Origin of the sequence: Actinomadura sp. 7K507, from assembly GCF_004348425.1 — a bacterium.
Classification (GTDB): Bacteria; Actinomycetota; Actinomycetes; order Streptosporangiales; family Streptosporangiaceae; genus Spirillospora.
The window spans coordinates 1-16,749 of sequence record NZ_SMKK01000093.1; the positions used below are offsets into that span (position 1 = coordinate 1).

Consider the following 16,749-nt stretch of genomic DNA (forward strand, 5'->3'; position numbering starts at 1 on the left):
GCCGTGGGTGGTGAAGACCGAGGCGGGGGACACCGACCGTTACGACGCGGTCGTGGTCGCCAACGGGCACAACTGGGATCCGCGGTGGCCCGACCCCGCCTACCCGGGCGCGTTCACCGGGACGCAGATGCACGCCCACGGCTACCGGACGCCCGAGGTGTTCCGCGACAAGCGCGTCCTCGTCGTGGGCATGGGGAACTCCGCCATGGACATCGCCGTGGACGCCTCGCACGTCGCGCACGGCCCGGTCCTCCTGTCGGCGCGGCACGGCGTCCACATCGTCCCGAAGTACCTGTTCGGACGTCCTTCGGACGCGACCGGCGGCGCGCTGGCCGTGCTGCCGTGGCGGGTGCGCCAGCGCGTCGCCGAGACGATGCTGCGGCTCGCGGTCGGGAACCCGCAGGACTACGGCCTGCCTGCGCCGTCGGGCGGCCTTTTCCAGAACCATCCCACGATCAGCGACACGATCCTGCACCGGCTGACCCACGGCGAGGTCGAGGCGCGTCCCGGCATCGAGCGCATGGACGGTGAGAAGGTCGTGTTCACCGGCGGGGCCGCCGATCCCGTGGACGTGATCGTCTGGGCGACGGGCTACCGGGTCACGATCCCGTTCCTGCCGTCCGGGCTGCTGGGGAGCGATCCCGAGCGGCTGCCGCTGTTCAAGCGGGTCTTCCACCTGGACGACCCGAGCCTGGCGTTCGTTGGCCTGATGCAGTCCACGGGGGCGGCGCTGCCCATCGTGGAGGCGCAGGCGAAGCTGGCCGCGGCCTACTTCTCCGGCGCGTACGCGCTGCCGCGCCCGCCGGAGCGGCGGCGGGCCGTCGCCGGGGCCCTGCGCGCCGCGACCGCGCGCTGGGGCGACCGGCGTCCTATGATGCGCGTCGACTTCGACCAGTATGTGGCTGATCTGCCCCGCGAGATGAAGGCCGGCCGGGCCCGGCTCGCGCGGGGCGGCGCACCCCCCTTCACCCCGACGCACCGCGAGGAGACCTCCACATGAGCGAAGCGACCCAGGGGCCGGCCCTTCGAAGGGGAGATGCGTGAGCGGCGCGCGTCCGGCCCCGGCCGGCCGGCCGGGGGGCCGGCGGGACACGAGCGGCCTGCGGGTCATCGTCACCGGCGCGTCGGGGACGTTCGGCAGAGCGATCAGCACCCGGCTGACCGGTCTCGGCGCTCATGTCGTCGGTCTGGACGTGGCGCCCGGCCCGGACGATCCCGTGGAGGTCCTCGCCTGCGACGTCACCGACGACGACGCCGTCCCGGTGGCGGTCGGGGCCGCGATCGAGAGGCTGGGCGGGCTCGACCTGCTCGTCAACAACGCCGGGATCGGCGGCCCCGCCCCGGCCGAGCAGCCGCCCGGCGACGAGGTGCGGCGCCAGCTCGACATCAACCTGCTGGGCACCTGGCGGGTGACCGCCGCCTGCGTGGACGCCCTGGTCGAGTCGCGGGGGCGTGTCGTCATGCTGTCCTCGCGGATGGCGGTCATGCAGCTTCCCCTGGCCGCCGCCTACGGCGCGTCCAAACGTGCACTCGTGGCATATGCGGACGCACTCCGCATGGAGCTCGGAACCCACGTCGGCGTGACATGCGTGTACCCTTCGGCCGTGCGGAGCCCGATCCATGACTCGACCGCGGCGGCGGGGCTGTCCCTTGAGGGCGTGAGCCGCTACGAACCCCTCGACGGCGTCGTGGACGCCGTGCTCCACGCCGCCCTTTCCCGCCGCCCGCGCCGCGACGTGACGACGACGCGCCGGGGCGCCGCCGAGTTCTTCCTGGCCAGGCACTTTCCCGCGCTGAGCGACCGGATCGTCGCCCGGACCTTCGCCGAACGCGTCCGTTCCGGCGCGTTCAAGGGCGCGGAGCTGGCCGCCGGAGTCGTCGGCCGCCACGCGGGGCGGTCATGAGCACCGCCGAGACGACGCGGAAGGACACCGCGACCGCGCCCCGCGCCCGCGACCTCGTCGGCTACAGCTCCGGCTCGCTCGGTATGGGCGTGTGGGTCACCGTCCCCGGGCTGCTGCTGCTCTACTTCATGACGCACACGCTGGGCGTGTCGCCGTTCCTGGCCGGCCTCACCCTGCTGCTGCCGAAGGTCCTCGACGCGATCGTGCATCCGTGGTTCGGCTCGCTGTCGGACCGGCAGGCGCGCCGCGACGGGCACCGGCGACGCCTGCTGCGCTGGGGGCTGCTGCTGGCCATCGCCTGGATCGGGCTGTTCTCGGTGCCGTCCGGCGTCTCCGGCTGGACGGCGGCGCTGTGGGTCGGGTGCTTCTACACCCTCGGCAACGTCCTGTACGCGTGCTTCCAGGTGCCCTACCTGACGACGCCGTCCGACCTGAAGATCGGGTACCACGAGCGCACCCGCGTGTTCATGTACCGGATGCTGCTGCTGACCGTCGGCCTGCTCGGCGCCGGTGTCGCGGCCCCGGCCCTGGTGGCGGACGGCGGGCGCGGCGACTACGCCCTCATGTCGGTCGTGTTCGCCGGCTTCCTCGTGGTCACGGGCGTCCTCGCGATCGTCTTCATCCGGCGGCTGACCGACCGCTCCGGTTTCCGGATCCCGGACGGAGGGCACGCGCACTCCGTCTTCGACGACCTCCGGATCACCTGGCGGGACCGCGACTTCCGCACCCTGGCGCTGTCCTACCTGTTCACCGGCACGACCACGCACATCTTCCTCGCGGCGGTGCCTTTCTACACCGAGTACAAGTTCGAGGACGAGGGGCTGACGGCGGTGTTCATGGGAGCGTTCCTCGTCCCCGCCGTGATCGCCGGGCCCGTCTGGAAGAAGGTGTCGGAGCGGACCGGCAAGCAGCGCGCGCTGCTGATCTGCCAGGCGTTCTTCGTCGTCATGCCCCTCGCCCTGTGGCCCGGCGAGGCGCTCGGCGTGGGCCCGACCGTCGCGGGGATCGCGGTGCTCGGCTGCGCGTTCGCCGGTCTCCAGCTCTTCGCGTTCTCGATGATCCCCGACATCGTGGCCGCCGCCGAGTCCCGGGGGACGGCCCGCGCGGGCGCCTACACGGGCGTGTGGACGGCGACCGAGGCGACCGGCACCGCGATCGGCCCCTACGTGTACTCCGCGACCCTCGCGTTGGGCGGTTTCGTCGCCACGACCGAAGGCCACCGGGTCGCGCAGACGGACTCGGCGCTCACGGCGCTCCTCATCGGCATCACGGTGGTGCCCTCCGCGCTGATGGCGGTCGCCTTCTTCTTCCAGCGCCGCTTCGCCCTCGACCGCATGGCCGCCCGCTGACGGTCACTCCTCCGCGGTGCGGATCCTCCGCGCCCAGAAGACGACGTCGGGGTCGGTGTGGGCGCGCAGGCCGCGCAGCAGGGCGCGCCAGTCCTCCGGCCAGCCCGCGCGCGGGCCGTGCCCCTCGGCGAGCGCGCAGGCGAACAGCCCGCCGGCGAGGTCGCCGCGCGCCGCGAGCCGGGCCGCGTGCGGGTGCAGCTCCTCGGGTTCGGGCATGCCCCAGGCGGGGAGGGCGGACGGTCCGACGGCCAGGGTGTTCGCGGCGTCCCCGGTGGCCAGGGCGCCGAGCCCGGCGCACCGGCCGGCGAGCGCGTCGAGGGCCGGGGCGGCGCCGGGGTCGTCCCAGCGGAGGGTCGCGGCGGCCAGCTCGATCGCGAGCGGTCCGGGCAGGTGCCCCTCCACCGCGCGGACGGCGCGATCCCCGGTCGTGCGGTTCACGGCGGCGGCGTCCCGGACGGCGCCGGCCAGCGCGGTCAGCCGCTGGAACGCCGGCCGGTCGCGCTCGTGCCCGGCGTCGGGCGCGGACGGCGCGGCGGCCAGTCCGGCGGTGGCGGCGCCGAGCTCATCGGCGCCGATGCCGGTCGTCACGCAGGTCACGAGGGCGGACAGCGCCGCTCTCCAGGTGCCCGTCTCGTCCAGGTCGGTGACGACACCGGCCAGGACGGCGGGAATGCCGGGGGCCCAGGGCGCCCAGGGGGCCAGGGCGGGCAGCGCCGCCTCGCGGGCCTCCGGGTCGCCGGAGCGCGCCACCTGCAGCACGAGCGCGGCGTAACGGGCGCGGAACCGCTCCTCCACGAGCACGGGCGGCGTCCCCAGCACCTGTCGAGCGAGGTCACGCGGGCCTTGCGCCGCCTCGGCCAGGATCCGCTGCGCGACCGGTTCCTGAAGGTGCTCGCGGGCGGCCGAGGCGATCGCGGCGCGCACGTCCCGGTGCTGGTCCGGGTCGTCCCATGCCGCCGCGACGATGTCCAGGGCGCCCGGCACCCGGTTGCGGAGCAGGATCCGCACGGCCTCCTTGCGTGCTGTGATCTTGCCGTCCCGCAGCACCGGCCGGAGCATCGCCGACAGCGCCGACGGCGGGATGAACCGCGCCGCGCGGGCCGCCGCGTAGACGGCGACGTGGGCGTCGTCCGACTCGGCGCGGGTCAGCAGCTCTGGCAGGACCTCCTGCGGGGAGCAGGTCCACGGGAGCGCGGTGAGCGCGGCGCGCCGGATGTAGGGGTCGCCGGAGCCGAAGTAGGGCCGCAGGCTCTCCGCGTCCGTGCCGGGGATGCGCGCCATGGTCGAGACGGCGCTCGCCCTGCCGGTGTCGGGTGCCTCCTCGTCCGCCGCCACCCGTGCCAGGAGAGCGCGGTAGGTCTCGCGCTGCCGGGCGGTCCAGCGGCCCGCCCAGGCCGGGTCGAGGCGCGGCACGTAGGTGACATCGGGGCGGCGGAACCGTCCGGCCGGGGTGTTCTCGGTCAGGACGAGGTGCAGGAGGTCCGTGCGCTCGCGGGCGACGGTGGCCAGGACGGCCGGGACGGCGACCGCCGAGGGGTCCCGGGCGACGACCTGCCCGGCCCGTTCGGCGCGGGTTCCGGGCGCGGCGAGCCACAGCGTGATCGCCTGGGTGAGGACGCCGTCGTCGCGGGCGTCGAGTGCCGCTTCGAGCGCGTCCTGCACGACCGGGACGTGGTGGGCGCGGCGGCGCAGCGCCCGGGCGAGCAGCAGCGCGAGCCGGTGGTCGTCGCGCCGTGCGCCCGCCTCCAGGCGGGGCGCCAGCGTCGCCGCCAGCCGGTGCTCCTGCCCGCGCCGCAGGGCGTGGTCGAGCCTGCCGAAGACGAGCGACCCCGTGCTGCCGGCGAGCCGTTCGACGAGCTCCAGGCCGGGCGTCAGCAGGTCCGCGTCGTCGCGCACCGCGCCCTGGCGGCACAGTGCCGCGGCGAGCCGGCCGATCTGGTGGCGGGTCATGTGGGACAGGTCGCGGGCGTTCAGCGCGTCGTCCGCGAACCGGTTGATCACCGCCGCGTGCCCGGCGCGCCACAGGCCCTCCGGGACGGAGGCCAGCGCGTTCAGCGCGCTGTACCGGACGGGATCCTGCTCGTTGCGCAGCCGCCCGAACGACTCCAGCGCCGCGGCCAGCGTCGCGGGGTCGCCGGAGCGTGCGGCGCACCGGATGAGCAGCGCGTAGCCGGTGGCGCGCTCGTCGGCGTCCTGCCTGCGGATCAGCTCGCCCAGTACCGGCAGGGCCTCCTCGTACGGCAGGAAGGACGCGGCGGACCACGTCCGCGGCGGCGCCTCGGCGACCTTGCGCAGGCCCATCATGCGGCGCGCCTCCCGGAACCGCAGGGCGCGGGGCAGGACCTCCATCAGGTCCGCGTCGAGCACGGCGGCGCCGCGGTCGACACCACTCATCGCCGCCTCGAACACCGCTTCGCGGCGGCTCGGCGGGAAGGCCTTCAGCAGCCGCCGCAGCACGTCCCCGTGCTCCCGGACGGCGCGTGCGACGGCGGCGAGGTCGTCGTCGCCGAAACGGGCCAGCCGGTCCCGGACGGACCTGCGGTACAGCAGGGTGCGCAGGTCCGCGCGGTGCTCATCGGCCAGCAGAAGATCGAGCATGCGGCGGGGCTCGGCGTCCAGGAGCGCACCGGCCAGGGGGTGCAGCGCCTGGGGCAGCGGCCGGGTGGCGCAGTGGCGCTCCAGCAGCCGGACGACCCGGCCGGGGTCGTGGCGCAGCGCCGCGGCGACACCGGGCGCGTGGCGGAACCACCAGGCGTCCCGCGTTCCCTCGGGGAGGCCGTCCAGGCTCCGCTCCGCGTGGCCGAGCATGGCCTCCGGGTGGGAGCGGCCCAGCGAGGTCCAGTTCCCGACGGCGTGACCGATCCGGCCGATCCACTCGGTGACGGCGCGCGGGCCACAGGTGGGCAGGAGCGTCGCCGCCTCACGGTCGCCCCACCGCTCGGCGACCGGCCCGATGAGCGCGTCGGCCAGGTCGCCGCGCCGCCGCGCCCGGACGGACTCGTAGAGCGCCGCGCGCACCGCCGCCGGCGCGTCCTCCAGCCCGGCGAGGAAACGCTCGGAACCTTCGACGTACCGGACCGCCAGCCGGGTGGCCTGAGCCGCCAGCTCGGCGTCCGCGTCCCGCGTCGCGCTCACGATGTGCGCCAGCGACGCCTCGTCCCGGACCGCGGACGCGGCGAACAGCGCGAGCGACCGCTCGTAGTGGCCGCGCCGGCCCAGGTCGTCCAGCAGCTCGGCGAGCGCGGGATCGCCGGAGAGGCCGCGCAGATCCGCCAGCCGGCGGCAGCGGGCCTTGAACGGCAGGGGCTCGATCTCGGTCAGCAGGTCGTCGGCGCGCATGGTGCGCCATCCTGCCGGATCGGCGATCCCTCTTCACACCGATTTACACCGGTTCGGCCGCCTCGTGCCCGGGACGCGATGCGGCGACCTGCTCCGCCGGCGTGCGGACGCGCGGCTCCCGTTCGTCGTCGTGGCCGGCGACGAACGGGGCCTCGTTGCAGGAAACGCGGAACAGCGCGACGGCGTCAGGCGGGGTGGGGGATGGACTTGTGTTCGAGGTAGGCGTGGAGGCCTTCGGGGCCGAGTTCGCGGCCGAGGCCGCTGTTCTTGTAGCCGCCGAAGGGGGTGTTCGGGTCGAGGGTGTACATGTTGACGCCGCAGCTGCCGGTGCGGATGCGGCGGGCGACCTCGACGCCGTGGCCGGCGTCGGACGTCCAGACCGAGCCGCCGAGGCCGTACTCGCTGTCGTTGGCGATCTTGATGGCGTCGGCCTCGTCGTCGTAGGGGATCAGGACGAGCACCGGGCCGAAGATCTCTTCGCGGGCGATGCGCATGTCGTTGCCGACGTCGCCGAAGACGGTGGGGGCGACGTACCAGCCGCGGTCGTGGGGGCGGTTCAGGCCGCCGGTGATCACCTTGGCGCCCTCGTCCTGGCCGATGCGGATGTAGTTCTCCACCCGTTCCTGCTGCCGCTTGGCGACCAGGGGGCCGATCTCGGTGCCGTAGTCGGAGGGCTCGCCGACGTTGAGGCCGCCGACCATGGTGGCGAGGGCGTCGGCGACCTCGTCGTAGCGGCGGCGGGACGCGAGGATGCGGGTCTGCGCGGCGCACGCCTGGCCGTTGTTCATCAGCGAGGCCAGCTTGAAGCCCTCGATGGTGCTCGCGAGGTCGGCGTCGTCCAGGATGATCGCGGCGGACTTGCCGCCGAGTTCCAGCGTGACGCGCTTGAGCTGCTCGCCGCAGACCGCGCCGATCTTGCGTCCGGCGGCGGTGGAGCCGGTGAAGGACACCTTGTCGACGTCCGGGTGCGCGACGAGGTGCGCGCCGGCCTCGCGTCCGGCCGGGACGATGTTGACGACCCCGTCCGGGATCCCGGCCTCCTTGATCCACTCGGCGAGCAGGAAGGTGTCCAGGGGCGTCTCGGGGGACGGCTTGGCCACGACGGTGCAGCCGGCGATGAGGGCGGGGGCGAGCTTGAGCATGAGCGTGAACTGCGGGACGTTCCACGGGACGATCGCGGCGACGACGCCCACGGGCTCCTGGGTCACGGTGACCGGGCCCAGCATGCCCTGCCGCTCTTCCTCCCAGGTGTAGGTGGCGGCGAGGTCCACGTAGTACTGCAGCACCATCTGCGGGATGGCGGCCTGCCCGAACACCGAGAACATGATGGGCGAGCCCATCTCGGCGGTGACGAGGTCGGCCATCTCCTGCTGCCGCTCGGCGTAGATCGCGGAGAGCCGGCCGACGATCTCGGCGCGCTCGGCGGGCGTCATCCGGGGCCAGGGGCCCTCGTCGAACGCGCGCCGCGCCGCCGCGACCGCCGCGTCGATGTCGGCCTCGGTGCCGTCGGGTACCCGTCCGATGACCTCTTCGGTGTGGGGGGAGATGACGTCGATCGTGCCGGTGCCGGCCGGTGCGGCCCATTCGCCGCCGATGAACAGCCGATCGTGCTCGCGCATGCTGCCGTGCCTCCTGCTCGACGGTCCAGTTGGATGACCGAGTGCTTGCTTGGGCCCAGCATGGCACGGGCTCCGGGCGTGGTGGAAGAGGAATGAGACTCGCGTCTCACCTCCCGTCCGATATAACCGGCTCATGACTGGAATCGCCGATGTCTGGGTCGACCCGTCGTGCCCCTACACCTGGATCACTTCGCGCTGGCTGCTGGAGGTGGCCAGGGTCCGGCCGATCGAACCGCGCTGGCGTGTGCTGAGCCTGTCGGCGCTGAACGAGGGCCGCGACGACGATCCGGAGGACGACCCGGAGGGCTACCTGTGGATGCCGGTCCGGGTCTGCGCCGCCGTCGTCGAACAGGGCGGGCCGGAGGCGCTCGGACGCTTCTACACGGCGTTCGGGACCCGCGTCCACGAGCGCGGTGAGATGGACGCGCGGACGATCCCCGGCGCGCTGGAGGAGGCGGGCCTCTCCGCGGGACTCGCGGCCGCGGCGGAGTCGGCGGACTACGACGACGCGATCCGCGCCTCGACGGCCGAAGGGATCGCCAAGGTCGGCCCGCACATCGGCACGCCGGTGGTCGCGGTGGGGGAGTGCGCCTTCTTCGGCCCGGTCATGTCGCGCATTCCGCGCGGCGAGGAGGCCGGGCGCCTCTGGGACGGGACGCTCCTGGTCGCCGGCGTCCCCGGTTTCCACGAGCTCAAGGGCCGCCCCCACGCCGACCCCGACTTCGCCTGACGCTAGAGCAGGTGCTTGTTCGGTTCCCGGGCGCGGTCGGCCAGGCAGGGGATTTCGGTCAGCTCGATGCCCGCCGCAGCGAGGATCTCGGCGCCCGTGCCCTCGGCGAACAGCACCGGTTCCCGCCACGCGAACACGACCCGGCGCGCACCCGACGCGACGATCAGCTCGGCGCACGGGCGGGGACGGGACGCCCGGTGACCGCACGGTTCGAGCGAGCTGTAGACGGTGGCGCCGGTCAGGTCCACGGTGGTCTTGGCGAGGGCGGCCTCCTCGGCGTGGTCGTGCGGGTCGTCCTCGCGGGAGAAGCCGCGCGCGACCTCCCGCCCGTCCGCGCCGACGATGACGGCGCCGACGGAGAACGCGGTGCGCGACGGCGGGCACAGCCCCGCCAGGTCGCAGGCCAGCTCCAGCCAGTGCCGGTCGCCCGTGGCCGGGTCACCGGCGGCGAGGTCATCCACGCGCGTTCCCGGTCAGGTAGCGGAGCAGGGCCAGGTCGCCGATGCGGGTGACCTCCGCCAGCCGCATCGGGCGGTCCGGCGACTGCGGGAACACCCCGGACCGGACGAACCGCGGCGCGGACGGGTCGCCGATGAAGAACGGCGCGACCACGAGCTGGATCTCGTCCACCACGTCCCCGGTCAGGAACAGCGTGTGGATGCCGCCGCCGCCTTCGACCATGAGCCGCTTGACGCCCCGCGCGGCCAGGTCGCCGAGCACCGCGGGCAAGGAGAGGGGATCGCCGGCGTCGAGGACCTCGGCCAGGCCGTCCAGCCGCGCCGCCAGTTCACCCGACGTGGGCGACGGCGCGTACACGAGCTTCGGCGACTCGCCCGTGGTGAAGAACCGCGCGCCCGGATCGAGGTCGCCGCTCCAGGTCAGGGTCACCTTCGTCAGGTCGGGCGGCAGCCCGCGCGCGACCCGCTTGTCCCGCCGCGCCCCGGAGCGGATCAGCAGCCTGGGGTCGTCGGCCCGGACGGTCCCGGCGCCGACGAGGATGGCGTCGCAGCCGGCGCGTACCGCGTCGACCCGGTCCCAGTCCGCCGCGCTGGACAGCCTCAGCCGTTCCGGGGTCGCGTCGTCGATATAGCCGTCGGCGGACATCGCGCAGCTCAGCAGCACGTAGGGGCGATCACTCACCCCGCCAGCCTAAAGGTCCCCGTGCTCCGCCTCCGGCGGGCAGGCCCGGCGGGACGCCTCCGCCGCGCCGGGTGCGCGGCGGGAGAAGGACCGGAGATCGTTTGTGGCGGCTCGGCGTTTCTGCGCGGGATGTGTCGGAGGGGGTGCCTATGGTTGCTGCGACATGCGAATCCTGCACACCTCCGACTGGCATCTCGGCAGATCGTTCCACCGCGAGGACCTGCTGGCCGCGCAGGCGGCTTTCGTCGACCACCTGGTCGAGACCGTCGCGGCGGAGCGGGTCGACTGCGTGCTGATCTCCGGGGACGTCTACGACCGCGCGCTGCCGGCGGTCGACGCGGTCCGGCTGTGCAACGAGGCGCTGGAGCGGCTCGCCGCCCTCACCCGCGTCGTGCTGATCGCGGGCAACCACGATTCGGCGCGGCGCCTCGGGTTCGGGTCGGCGCTGATGGACGCCGCGGGCGTGCACGTCCGCACCGACTTCGCCTCCGTGGGGGAGCCCGTGATCGTCGGTGACGCCGCGATCTACGGCATCCCCTACCTGGAGCCCGAACTCGTCCGGCACCCGTGGGACCTCGGCGAGCGCAGCCACGCCGCGGCGCTCACCGAGGCCATGCGCCGCGTGCGGGAGGACGCCGCGTCCCGGGCGCAGCGGTCGGTCGTGCTCGCGCACGCGTTCGTCACCGGCGGCGAGTCCAGTGAGAGCGAACGCGACATCTCGGTCGGCGGGTCGTCGCAGGTGTCGGCCTCGGTGTTCGACGGCGTCGACTACGCGGCGCTCGGCCACCTGCACGGCGCCTGGCGCATCACCGACCGCGTCCGCTACTCGGGCTCACCGCTGGCGTACTCGTTCTCGGAGGACAAGCACGTCAAGGGCTCGTGGCTGGTCGACCTGCGCGAGGACGGGATCGAGGCGCGGTTCGTGGAGGCCCCCGTCCCGCGCCGCCTGGCCCGCATCAGCGGCCGCATCGACGACCTGCTCGCCGACGCGTCCTACGAGCCGTTCGAGGACCGCTGGCTCCAGATCACGCTCACCGACCCGCGCCGCCCGTCCGGCGCGATGGAGCGGCTGCGCCGCCGGTTCCCGCACGCGCTCGTCCTCGGCTTCGAACCCGAGGGCGGCGGGACGGACGGGGCCCGCACCTGGTCCGAACGCGTCCGCGAACGTTCCGCGCTCGACATCGCGGGAGACTTCGTCGCCGAGGTCACCGACGGCCCCGCGACCGGCGACGAGCGCGCCCTCCTGCACGAGGCGTTCGAGGCCTGCCGCCGGAAGGAGGCGCTCGTTTGAGGCTCCACCGGCTTGAGGTCACCGCGTTCGGGCCGTTCTCGAAGACCGAGGAGATCGACTTCGACGCGCTGTCGGACGCCGGGCTGTTCCTCATCCAGGGCCGCACGGGCGCGGGCAAGACGAGCATTCTCGACGCGGTGTGCTTCGCGCTGTACGGGCAGGTGCCGGGGGCCCGCAACGCCGTGAAGGGGCTGCGCAGCGACCACGCGGCTCCCGGCACCGGCCCGCGCGTGGTGCTGGAGACGACGATCCGGGGCCGCCGCCTGCGCATCACGCGGTCGCCGGCGTGGGAACGGCCGAAACTGCGCGGCTCGGGCACGACGGCCGAGCACGCCAAGGTCATCCTGGAAGAGCTCGAACGGGGCACGTGGGTCGGGCTCACCACGCGGCTGGACGAGGCGGGCGACCTGGTCTCGCGGCTGCTCGGAATGACCGCCGTCCAGTTCTGCCAGGTCGCGCTGCTGCCCCAGGGCGAGTTCGCCGGGTTCCTGCGCGCCGGGGCCGACGAACGCCGCAAGGTCCTGGAGCGGCTCTTCGCCACGGAGGTCTTCACCCAGGTCGAGAAGTGGCTGGCCGACCGCCGCGCCGCCACGGGACGCGAGGCCGCCGAGCTGGGCGCGGCGGCGTCCTCGATCGCCGACCGCATCGCCGAGACGACGGGCGCCGCGCCGCCGCGCGGGGAACGCCGGGCCGTTCCCGCGCCGCGCCCCGCCGAGCCGGTGGCCGAGCCGTTCGACGAGGTCGGCGCGCTGCCCGCGTGGGCGGCCGAGCTGGCCGGCGGGCACGAGGACGTCCGCGCGATCACCGACGAGCTGCGGCAGGGGGCCACGGCGGCGCTGGAGGCGTCCCGCAAGGCGCTGGAGGACGGCAAGGCGCTCGCCGACCGGCGGCGCCGCCACGCCGGCGCCCTCGCCCGCCGCGAGGCGCTGCGGGAGCACGCCGAGGAGAAGTCGCGGATGGCGTCGCGCCTCGACGCCGCGGCCCGCGCCGACCGGGTCGTCCCGCTCGTGCGCGCCGTCCAGGCCCGGCACGACGAGGCGCGGCGCGCCCGCCGCTGGGCCGAGGAGACGCGCGCCGGGGCCGGGGCGCTGCTGCCGCCGAACGCGTCGGAGGACGTGCTGGTCAAGGCCGAGCGGGCCCGCCGCGACGAGGCCGCGGCGCTGGACGGCAGGCGCGCCGCGTCGGCCAGGCTCCGGCGGATCGAGGACGAGCGTGCGGCGCTGGCCCGCGAGCTGGCCTGCCTCGAACCCGAGGAGGCCCGGGTCGCCGCGTCCCTCGCCGACCTGCCGGGCGTCGTCGAGGCCCGCCGCGCCGAGCTGGACGAGGCCCGCCTCGCCGCGGCCGGGCGTACCGGGGCGGAGGCCGCCGTCGCCGACGCCCGCCGGCGCCTCGACGCCGCGCACCGCCGCGACCAGGTGGAGTGTCTCCTGGCCGAGGCGGAGTCGGCCCATCGCGACGCGGTCGACACCGCCCAGGACGTCCGCCAGCGCGTGCTGGACCTCCGCCAGGCACGCCTGGACGGCATGGCCGCGGTCCTGGCCGGGGACCTCACGGACGGCGAACCCTGCCGGGTCTGCGGCTCCACCGAGCATCCGGCGCCGGTCACGTCCCTCGCGCCGATCCCGACCGAGGAGCAGATCGACGAGGCCCAGGCCGGGGCCGACGAGGCCGAGGCGGTCCGTGAACGGACCGGCAAGGAGGTCGAGGCCCGGCGCACCGAACTCGACCACCTGCTCGAGACCGCCGGTGAGACGGCCGCCGGCGCCCTCGCCGAGGAGTTCGCCGACGCCGAGCGGGCGCTCCAGGACGCGATGACCCGCGCAGCCGAGGCCGAACGCCTGGAGGCCGCCCTCCACCGGGACGAGCGGGAACTCGACCGCGTCCGCGACGCCCAGCACGAGGTCGCCCAGGCCCTCACGGGGAACCGCGCCAGGGACGAGGAGCTGGCCGCCGAGCGGGACAGGCTGTCCGCCGAGCTGGACGAGGCGCGCGGCGAGGACGCGACGCTCGAAGCGCGCATCGCCCGGCTGGGCCGGGAGGCCGGCGTGCTCGGCGAGGCGATCGAGGCGCTGCGCGGCTCCGACCGCGCCGCGCGGGAACTGGCCGCCGCTCGCGCGGAGGCGAAGGCGGCCGCCGAGGGCGAGGGGTTCCGCACCCCCGAGGAGGTCCTCGAAGCCGCGATGCCCGACGAGGATCAGGGCGTCCTGCGCGACAGGATCCGCCGCCTGGACGACGAGGAGGCCGCCGTCCGCGACCTGCTCAGGGACCCGGCGCTCGTCGCGGCGGCCGCCGGACCGGCCCCCGATCTTCCCGGCCTCGAAGCGGCGCTCGACGCGGCGGACGCGGCGCACGCCGAGGCCGCGAGCGCCGCCGGCCGCGCCCGGCACCGCCGCGACCGCTTGGCCGACCTGCGCGCGCAGCTCGGCGAGGCCGTGAGCGCGTGGCGTCCCGCCGCCGGGCGCCACGAGGTCGCCGAACGCCTCGCGGGCCTGGCGTCCGGCAAGCACGCCGCGAACCGGCACGCGATGTCGCTGTCGGCGTACGTGCTGGCCGCCCGCCTCGAACAGGTCGTCGCCGCCGCGAACGAGCGGCTGTCGCGCATGTCGGGAGCCCGCTACGCGCTCGTCCACACGACCGGGAAGGCGGCGGGCGACCGCTCCCGGGGCGCGGGCGGCCTCGGCCTGCGCGTCGCCGACGCCTGGACGGGTCTGGAACGCGACCCCGTGACGCTGTCGGGCGGCGAGTCGTTCATCACCTCGCTGTCGCTGGCGCTCGGCCTCGCCGACGTCGTGACCGCCGAGGCGGGCGGCACCGAGATCGGCACGCTGTTCGTCGACGAGGGCTTCGGCACTCTGGACGAGGAGACGCTCGACGACGTCATGGACGTCCTGGACGCCCTGCGCGACGGCGGCCGGGCCGTCGGCGTCGTCAGCCACGTCGCCGAGCTGCGCGCCCGCATCCCCGCCCAGCTCCGCGTCACCAAGGACCGCGCCGGCTCCACCGCCACGATCGTCGTCTGACCGGCACCGTCTCCCGTCAGCCCGGGACGCGCCGCGGGACTGCGTCGCGGACGTGGCTCCGTGGGGCGGCAGGTCAGAGGTAGAGGCCGGTGCCGTGCTCGGGGCGTTCGCTGGCGATGGCGTGCAGGTCGCGTTCGCGCATGACGAGGTAGTTCTCGCCCTGTATCTCGACCTCGTACTGGTCGCCCGGGTGGAACAGCACCCGGTCGCCGGGCTTGACGATGCGCACGTGGTGGCCGACTCCGCAGACCTCGCCCCAGGCCAGCCGGTTGGACTGCTCCACCGTCGCGGGGATCACGATCCCGCCGGTGCTGCGGCGCTCGCCGCTGTCCTTGTCGACCTTGATCATGACGCGGTCGTGGAGCATCTGGACTTCGAACTTCGGCTCGGACACGCTGGGGAGTTTATCCGTCCGCACGGGTCGGAGCGTTCCACCGGCCGGCGATGATCTCCCGGGTCGTCAAGCGGACGCACTCCGGCCGGTGACGGGCGTCCCGGCGGGTCCGGGGTCAGCGGATGGTGCGCAGGTCGCTCCCCGTGGCCGTGACCGACGGCGTCCCGTTCACGCCGGGTTCCTCGTACCGGGGGAACATGATCAGTGCGACCAGCGCGAGCACGAAGCCGCCCGTCCGCAGCGCGAACGCCGCCGTCTCCTGCGGCCACTCCTCGCCGAACAGCACGGTGCTGCTGAGGATCAGGTACGTGCGCCCGATGACGGTCAGCACGACCGCGACGATCGCGATCCGGCAGCGTTGCAGCGCGACCTGGAGCTGGCCGAGCGCGATCGCGGCGAGACCGATCGTCAGGTACGGGTAGGCGGACTCCATCACCGCCTGGACGCTCCCGGTCTCCGTGTACACGATCGAGATGCCCCGGATGCCCGCCTCGGCGAGGCCGGCGCACGCTCCCGCGCCGATGCCGTAGGCGACCCCGGCGAGCTTCTTGGCGTGCCGGCCGCCCGCGCGGCGGTCGCCGACCAGCCACACCAGCGCCGCGATGATCACCGCCGGCGCGCAGATGGCGATCATCGTCCACGGATTGGCGAGCACGCCGGTGAGCGTGTCGTCGGCGCGCAACTCGCCCTCGGACGTGGCCGACAGCCCGATCAGCATGGTGGCGAGGACGAACAGCGCGACGCTCGTCCACTCCCGGGTGCTCAGCCGCTCGCCGAGGACCCCCACCGAGAACGCGATGAGGAACACCAGGCCGATCGCGAAGATCGGCTGCGCGACGGCGAGCGGTATCTCGGAGAACGCGACGACCTCGTAGCCGAGGCCGAGGAACAGCAGCAGCCCGCCGCCCAGCCAGATCGGGTCGGTGAGCATGAGGCGGGCGACGCGGAACGGGCGGCTGCCGCGCAGCGGCTCCATGCGGCGCGCGGAGATGCGGAAGACGAGGAACGCGATGTAGTAGACGGTGGTCGCGATCAGCGCGAGGGCGGCATAGCCCAGGTCGTGACCCATCGGGGAGGACCCTCTCGACGGACGGGGTGGGGGCAATGTCGTTCGGCGCGCCATCGAATGACCTGGTCGCTACATTGCCCTGTCACACCGCCAGTGACAAGGCCGTGACCCTTGACTACATGATCACTTGTACTTACGGCCGGTAGTGGACGACATCCTCGCCAGCAGCCTGCGCGGGACGAACCGGCCGGCGGCGACGATCGCCTTGTACTGCGGGCTCGGGACGCTGACCGGCACTCCGCGCCGCAGGTCGCGCAGCGCGGCGTCCACGACGTCGTCCTTGTCCAGCCACATGAAGCCGGGGACGTCCGACATGTCCATCTGGGCGCGGTCGTGGAACTCGGTGTGGACGAAGCCGGGGCACAGCGCCATCACGCGCACCCCGCCCCCCGAGCGCTTCCGGATGTCGGCGGCGACCCCCTGGCTGAAGTTCACCGCCCACGCCTTGGACGCCCCGTACGTGCCGCGCGTCGCGAACGCCGACACCGACGAGACGTTGATGACGCCGCCCCGGCCGCGCTCCAGCATCCCGGGCAGCACCGCGTGCGTGAGCCGCAGGACGGCCTCGCAGTGCACCTTGAGCATGGTCAGCTCGTCCGACACGGGGACGTCCAGGAACACGCCCTTGTTGGCGAACCCGGCGTTGTTGACGAGCAGGTCGACGTCCTCGCGGACGCGTTCCTCGGCCGCGGCGAGACCCTCCTCGGTGGACAGGTCGGCGGTCAGCGTCTCGGCGCGGACGGCGTACTCGCCGCTCAGTTCGGCGGCGGTCCGCTCCAGCCGCTCGGTGTCGCGGGCCAGCAGGACGAGGTCGAATCCGTCGGAGGCGAGACGGCGGGCGAAGGCGGCACCGATCCCCGCGGTCGCACCGGTGATGAAGGCGGTCGGCATGGC

Annotated in this window: 13 protein-coding genes; 6 read left to right on the plus strand and 7 right to left on the minus strand. The window is 74.4% G+C overall.

Annotated features, from left to right (window positions below; translation table 11 throughout):
- From E1285_RS21505 to E1285_RS21515, 3 genes are all read left to right on the plus strand, one after another.
- On the plus strand, positions 1-1,000 hold a 1,000-nt coding region (locus E1285_RS21505), incomplete at its 5' end, for an NAD(P)-binding domain-containing protein (RefSeq protein ID WP_132154805.1).
- A gap of 40 nt (positions 1,001-1,040) precedes the next feature.
- Entirely contained in the window at positions 1,041-1,904 is an 864-nt protein-coding gene (locus tag E1285_RS21510) for an SDR family NAD(P)-dependent oxidoreductase (RefSeq protein ID WP_132154807.1), read from the plus strand.
- The gene (locus tag E1285_RS21515; RefSeq protein ID WP_132154809.1) at positions 1,901-3,253 is read left to right on the plus strand and encodes an MFS transporter; all 1,353 of its coding nucleotides are present in this window, start codon (positions 1,901-1,903) and stop codon (positions 3,251-3,253) included. Before E1285_RS21510 ends, E1285_RS21515 begins: the two co-directional genes overlap by 4 nt.
- A 3-nt stretch (positions 3,254-3,256) precedes the next feature.
- Here the strand turns inward: E1285_RS21515 and E1285_RS21520 are convergent, their stop codons facing one another.
- Together E1285_RS21520 and E1285_RS21525 are read right to left on the minus strand one after the other, a co-directional pair.
- Positions 3,257-6,592, minus strand: a complete 3,336-nt coding sequence (locus E1285_RS21520; protein ID WP_132154812.1) for a hypothetical protein — start codon at positions 6,590-6,592, stop codon at positions 3,257-3,259.
- A gap of 185 nt (positions 6,593-6,777) precedes the next feature.
- A complete protein-coding gene (locus E1285_RS21525) occupies positions 6,778-8,211 on the minus strand; it encodes an aldehyde dehydrogenase (protein ID WP_132154814.1) in 1,434 nt (477 codons plus the stop codon).
- Between the two features lie 133 nt (positions 8,212-8,344).
- On the opposite strand from E1285_RS21525, the gene E1285_RS21530 reads away from it, so the two are divergent.
- The gene (locus tag E1285_RS21530; RefSeq protein ID WP_132154816.1) at positions 8,345-8,941 is read left to right on the plus strand and encodes a disulfide bond formation protein DsbA; all 597 of its coding nucleotides are present in this window, start codon (positions 8,345-8,347) and stop codon (positions 8,939-8,941) included.
- 2 nt (positions 8,942-8,943) lie between these two features.
- Here E1285_RS21530 and E1285_RS21535 read toward each other — a convergent pair whose 3' ends face one another.
- A complete protein-coding gene (locus E1285_RS21535) occupies positions 8,944-9,402 on the minus strand; it encodes a dCMP deaminase (protein ID WP_132154818.1) in 459 nt (152 codons plus the stop codon).
- Positions 9,395-10,081 carry a dihydrofolate reductase family protein gene (locus E1285_RS21540; RefSeq protein ID WP_207946716.1) on the minus strand — a complete coding sequence of 229 codons (687 nt, stop codon included), beginning with the start codon at positions 10,079-10,081 and terminating at the stop codon, positions 9,395-9,397. The genes E1285_RS21535 and E1285_RS21540 overlap by 8 nt, the downstream gene beginning before the upstream one ends.
- A gap of 163 nt (positions 10,082-10,244) precedes the next feature.
- On the opposite strand from E1285_RS21540, the gene E1285_RS21545 reads away from it, so the two are divergent.
- Together E1285_RS21545 and E1285_RS21550 are read left to right on the plus strand one after the other, a co-directional pair.
- The gene (locus E1285_RS21545; protein ID WP_132154820.1) at positions 10,245-11,372 is read left to right on the plus strand and encodes an exonuclease SbcCD subunit D; all 1,128 of its coding nucleotides are present in this window, start codon (positions 10,245-10,247) and stop codon (positions 11,370-11,372) included.
- Complete coding sequence (locus E1285_RS21550) at positions 11,369-14,392, plus strand: SMC family ATPase (RefSeq protein ID WP_132154822.1); 3,024 nt, start codon at positions 11,369-11,371, stop codon at positions 14,390-14,392. The genes E1285_RS21545 and E1285_RS21550 overlap by 4 nt, the downstream gene beginning before the upstream one ends.
- 73 nt (positions 14,393-14,465) lie before the next feature.
- Here the strand turns inward: E1285_RS21550 and E1285_RS21555 are convergent, their stop codons facing one another.
- From E1285_RS21555 to E1285_RS21565, 3 genes are all read right to left on the minus strand, one after another.
- Positions 14,466-14,786, minus strand: a complete 321-nt coding sequence (locus E1285_RS21555) for a co-chaperone GroES (RefSeq protein ID WP_207946717.1) — start codon at positions 14,784-14,786, stop codon at positions 14,466-14,468.
- A gap of 115 nt (positions 14,787-14,901) precedes the next feature.
- A complete protein-coding gene (locus E1285_RS21560) occupies positions 14,902-15,855 on the minus strand; it encodes a DMT family transporter (RefSeq protein ID WP_165966695.1) in 954 nt (317 codons plus the stop codon).
- 123 nt (positions 15,856-15,978) lie between these two features.
- Positions 15,979-16,746, minus strand: a complete 768-nt coding sequence (locus E1285_RS21565) for an SDR family oxidoreductase (protein WP_132154826.1) — start codon at positions 16,744-16,746, stop codon at positions 15,979-15,981.
- Between the last annotated feature and the right edge of the window lie 3 nt (positions 16,747-16,749).